The following is a 4,477-nucleotide window of genomic DNA, read 5'->3' as shown; positions in this document are numbered from 1 at the left end:
ACAAGGACCAGCCCGAGCTGCGCGGGCAGGAGGTCAGCGTCCCCGACCTCTCCGACGGGCCGTCCGGCCCGGTCGTGATCTCGCTCCCGGCCACCCGGTGCACGGCCACCACCGTCGACCACCTGCGCGAGGTGCTGTCCACGCACCCGGGCATGACCGAGGTCCAGCTCCGCCTGATGACGCGGGCCTCGACCACGGTGATGAAGCTCGACGACCGGCTGCGCGTCACGCCGAGCGGCGCCCTCTTCGCCGACCTCAAGCAGCTCCTGGGGCCCGGGTGCCTCGCGGGCTGAGGAGCCCCCGCGGCCGGGCCGCCCGCTGGCTCCTGCGTGCCCTCCTGGTGCTGGTCGCCGCGGCTGCCGTCGGCGCCCTGGCGGGAGTCGTCTGGGAGTGGGTCTGGACCCCGCCCAGCGGAATCGCCTACCAGGGGCGCTGGGTGCTCGACGAGAACGGCCTGCCCAGCGAGTTCTCCGGCACCGGCTGGTACGTCGTCGTCGCGGCCGCCGCAGGCCTCCTGCTCGGCACCGGCACGGCACTGGCCACGCGCGAGGACGAGGTCGTGACCCTGCTGGCGGTGGCGATCGGTGCGCTGCTCGCGGGGTGGTTGATGTTCCACGTCGGCCACCGGCTGGGCCCGCCCGACCCGCGCGCCCTGGCGTCGGGGGCCGACGACCTCACCGCCATCGTCGGTGACCTCAGGGTCGGCGGAGCAGGCGTTGACCCCCGCCCGTACGCCCTGGACTCGCCGGCCTTCGCCGCCTTCCCGGCCGGCGCGCTGCTGGCGTTCGCGGCGCTGGTGCTGGGCCTGGCGCCAGGTCGCCGATCCGGCGGTTGAGAAGGCCCTCGCGAGGGTAGGCTCCGCGCATCGTGTTCGCGCCGGGACGGCTCCGTCGTCCCATCGTCAGGGGGAGTCACCGTGTCCGACCAGTTCCCGCCCGAGGGCCAGCCGCCCCAGGGCCAGCCGCCTCAGGGCCGGCCCTACGGCTCCGGCCAGCCGGAGTACCTCTCCAGCGGCAGCGGCCAGCCCGTCGGGCCCTCGCCCGTCGCCCCCGCCGGAGGTGGCCGCAGGCGCGCCGTCATCGGCGGTGCCGTGATCGGCGGCCTGGCCATCGTCGGGGGAGGGGCGTACGGCCTGTCCTCCTTCCTGAGCTCCGGTGCGTCCGCGTCCGAGGCGCTGCCCGCCAGCACCGTCGGCTTCGTCTCGGTCAACCTCGACCCCGGCGGGGCGCAGAAGATCGAGGCCATCCGCACCCTGCGCAAGTTCCCCGCGTTCCGCGACGAGGTCGGCCTCGACACCGACGACGACCTCCGCAAGCGGTTCTTCGAGGAGGCCCAGTCCGGCGGCTGCGAGACGGTGGACTACGACGAGGACGTCAAGCCGTGGCTGGGCGACCGGATGGCCATGGCCGCGGTCGACACCGGTGACGAGCAGCCGCATCCGGTGGCCGTGGTCGAGGTCACCGATGCGGGCGCCGCCGAGGACGGCTTCGCCACCCTGATCGAGTGCGGCGAGGAGGCGGCGGCGCAGCAGGACGCCGAGGGGCTCGAGACCGACGCGCCCGAGGCGCCGGGTGGCTACGTCATCGAGGGCGACTGGGCGGTCATCGCCGAGACCGAGGAGATCGCCCGGACCGTCGTCGACGCGGCCGCCGAGGAGCCGCTCTCCGACGACGAGTCCTACAACCGGTGGATGGACGAGGCGGGCGACGAGGGCATCATCAGCATGTACGCCGCTCCCGCGGCCGGCGACTACTTCGCCACCCAGCTGGGCTCCATCGAGGACCAGCTGGAGGCACCGCTCGGCGGGATCACCGGCACGCAGCCCGACGTCGCCGCCCCCTCCCGCGAGGAGCTCCTGGAGCTCGGCTACTCCGAGCAGGAGATCGACGAGCTCGGCCTGGCCGACGAGCCGGCCGCCGACGGCACCGGCCCGTCCACGGACGGCTCGGCCCTCCCGCCCGAGGTCGAGGACGCGCTCAAGGACTTCGAGGGCGCAGCGGGCACCGTCCGCTTCGACGACGGGGCGCTCGAGCTCGAGTTCGCCATGGACGCCGGCAAGCAGGCAGCGACCCTGTCGGGCAGCGACCGCGGCGGCGACGTCGTGGAGACCCTGCCCGAGGACACCCTGATGGCGTTGGGCGTCGGCTTCGCCGACGACTGGTTCAGCCAGGTGATGGAGCAGCTCTCCAGCATGGCGGGCGAGGACGTCGACCTCGAGGACATGATCGCCGAGGCCGAGGAGCAGACCGGGCTGACGCTTCCCGAGGACGTCGAGATCCTGGTGGGTGAGTCGGTGGCCGTCTCCGTCGGCGGCGACATCGACCTCGAGGCCATCTTCAACGGTGGTGGTCCCGCCGACGTCCCCGTGGGCGTCAAGGTGAAGGGCGACCCTGAGGAGATCGAGGAGGTGCTCGCCAAGCTGACCGCGCAGATGGGGGACGACGCCGCCCTCCTGGAGACCGAGACCGACGGCGACTTCGTCGCCTTCGGCGCCGACACCGACTACCGCAGCGCCCTCGCCGAGGACGGCGGCCTGGGCGACACCGACGCCTACCAGGAGGTGATCGAGGAGTCCGACAGGGCGGGGGCGCTGATGTTCCTCAACTTCGACACCAGCGGTGACTGGCTGAAGTCCCTGTCCGCGGACGACCCGACCATCGCGGAGAACGTCGAGCCCCTCTCGGCGTTCGGCGTCTCCGGGTGGGTCGAGGACGGTGCGTCGCACGGTCTGGTCAAGCTGACCACCGACTGATCCGTCGCAGGAGCTACGTCCGGCCGATCTGGGCCGTGATCGCCGAGGTGATCGCGACCAGGTCGGCCGGAGCCATCTCCAGGTCCAGACCGCGCCGGCCGCCCGAGACCAGGACGGTGTCGTGGTCGAGGGCGGAGACGTCGACGACCGTGCGGAGGGCTCGCCGCTGGCCCAGGGGGGAGATGCCGCCCGCGACGTACCCCGTCGCGCGCTCGGCCGCCGCGACGTCGGCCATCGTCGCCCTGGCGGTGCCCAGGGCGCGGGCCATCGCCTTGAGGTCGAGGGTGCCGCTCACCGGCACGACCCCGACGGCGAGGCCGCCGTCGGCCGCCACGACCAGCGTCTTCAGGACGCGCGCCGGGTCGACGCCCAGCGCGGTGGTGGCCTCCAGCCCGTAGCTCTCCGCGCGGGGGTCGTGCTCGTAGGGGTGCAGCTTGAACTCGATCCCGGCCCGCGCCAGCGCCACCGTCGCGGGCGTGCCGCCCCTGCGCGCCATCGGCTAGTTGGGCGACCAGCGGGTGCGCGCGACCTCGGTGGCCGGCAGCGAGGGGATGGCGTTCATCGCCCGCAGCTCGGCCCGCAGCAGATCGGTCACCAGCACCAGCCGCTCGCCGGGGTCGGCCGCCTCCAACAGCGTCTGGCGCTCGGCCATCGGCAGCGGCGCCAGCGCCGCGAGCGTCCACGACAGGTAGAGCGGGTCACGGGGGAGCGCCCCGGCGAAGGGGTCGCCCCGGAACTCGCTGACCCGGGCGCGGTACGCCGTGAACGTCGCCCTGGCCCGGTCGACCACCTCGGCCGGGACGTCGGCGTGGGGCTCGGGGAAGTCGCTCACGTGGCCCGCCGGGAACTCCCCGGAGGTCTCCAGGCCGTCCAGCCTGATCCGGTCGCGGCCGACGGCGAGGATGTCAAAGGTGCCGTCGGGGTGCGCCTCCACCTCGCTGAGCTGCAGGCGGCAGCCGACCCGGTAGAGCGATTGCGCGCCGTGGTCGCCGATCTCGTAGCCCTCGCGGATCGCCACCGAGCCGAACACCCGGCGCTCGGGCTGCGGCTCTCGCAGCAGGTGGTGCACCAGGGCGCGGTAGCGGTCCTCGAACACGTGCAGCGGCACCTGGACCCCCGGGAAGAGCACCGTGCTCAGGGGGAACATCGGCAGGGTGGGCTGCGGCTCGCTCACGCCTCGACCCTAGCCCCGGTCCGGGCGCCCGACGCAGTGCCTCGCCCGACCGGCGGACCGCCGAGGAGGCCGCTGGGCGGTGCGCACCTAGAATCGTGGGCATGATCCGTCGCATCGACCTGCGGGGGGCCGCCGAGTCCGGTCCCATCGACTATCGCGCCGCCGTGCCGCGCGCCGAGTTCGACGTCGAGGCGGCGACCCATCTGGTCCAGCCGGTGTGCGACGCGGTCCGGGCGCGCGGGGTCGACGCGATCGTGGAGTTCACCGAGCGCTTCGACAACATCGCGCAGCACGACATCCGGGTGCCGCAGGAGGCGATCGACCGCGCCCTGGCGGAGCTCGACCCGACCCTGCGGGCGGCCCTCGAGGAGTCGGTGCGCCGGCTGAGGCAGACCTGCGAGGCCGAGCTCGAGCGTGACGTCGTCACGCAGCTGGCCCCTGGTGCCACCGTGACGCACCGGCTGGTGCCGGTCGACCGGGTCGGGCTCTACGTCCCCGGCGGCCTCGCGCCGCTGGTCTCCAGCGTGCTCATGAACGTGGTGCCGGCCCAG

At 73.8% G+C, this 4,477-nt stretch carries 6 protein-coding genes; 4 read left to right on the top strand and 2 right to left on the bottom strand.

Going from position 1 to position 4,477, the window contains the following annotated elements; translation table 11 throughout:
- The 3 genes from QZX64_RS13405 to QZX64_RS13395 all read left to right on the top strand — a co-directional run.
- Positions 1–293, top strand: a 293-nt coding sequence (locus QZX64_RS13405) for a hypothetical protein (RefSeq protein WP_295660752.1), incomplete at its 5' end; no start/stop codon positions are given.
- Positions 278–835 (top strand): hypothetical protein, encoded by a 558-nt coding sequence (locus QZX64_RS13400; RefSeq protein ID WP_295660750.1) that lies wholly within the window; start codon positions 278–280, stop codon positions 833–835. The genes QZX64_RS13405 and QZX64_RS13400, both read left to right, overlap by 16 nt.
- An 81-nt stretch (positions 836–916) precedes the next feature.
- Positions 917–2,752, top strand: a complete 1,836-nt coding sequence (locus QZX64_RS13395; RefSeq protein WP_295660748.1) for a DUF3352 domain-containing protein — start codon at positions 917–919, stop codon at positions 2,750–2,752.
- Between the two features lie 13 nt (positions 2,753–2,765).
- Here the strand turns inward: QZX64_RS13395 and ybaK are convergent, their stop codons facing one another.
- The gene (gene ybaK, locus QZX64_RS13390) at positions 2,766–3,248 is read right to left on the bottom strand and encodes a Cys-tRNA(Pro) deacylase (protein ID WP_295660746.1); all 483 of its coding nucleotides are present in this window, start codon (positions 3,246–3,248) and stop codon (positions 2,766–2,768) included.
- A 3-nt stretch (positions 3,249–3,251) separates the two neighbouring features.
- Positions 3,252–3,926, bottom strand: a complete 675-nt coding sequence (locus tag QZX64_RS13385; protein ID WP_295660744.1) for an LON peptidase substrate-binding domain-containing protein — start codon at positions 3,924–3,926, stop codon at positions 3,252–3,254.
- A gap of 101 nt (positions 3,927–4,027) precedes the next feature.
- On the opposite strand from QZX64_RS13385, the gene QZX64_RS13380 reads away from it, so the two are divergent.
- Positions 4,028–4,477, top strand: a 450-nt coding sequence (locus QZX64_RS13380; RefSeq protein ID WP_295660742.1) for a histidinol dehydrogenase, incomplete at its 3' end; no start/stop codon positions are given.

The sequence above is a fragment of the uncultured Nocardioides sp. genome, from assembly GCF_902805925.1.
Lineage (GTDB): Bacteria > Actinomycetota > Actinomycetes > Propionibacteriales > Nocardioidaceae > Nocardioides.
Note: the sequence above shows the minus strand (reverse complement) of the source record. Positions and strands in the feature narration are given on the sequence as shown.

What these genes read in the sequence shown, in the direction of transcription:
- ybaK (WP_295660746.1), bottom strand. Translation starts at nt 3,248, where the DNA reads ATGGCGCGCAGGGGCGGCACGCCCGCGACGGTGGCGCTGGCGCGGGCC.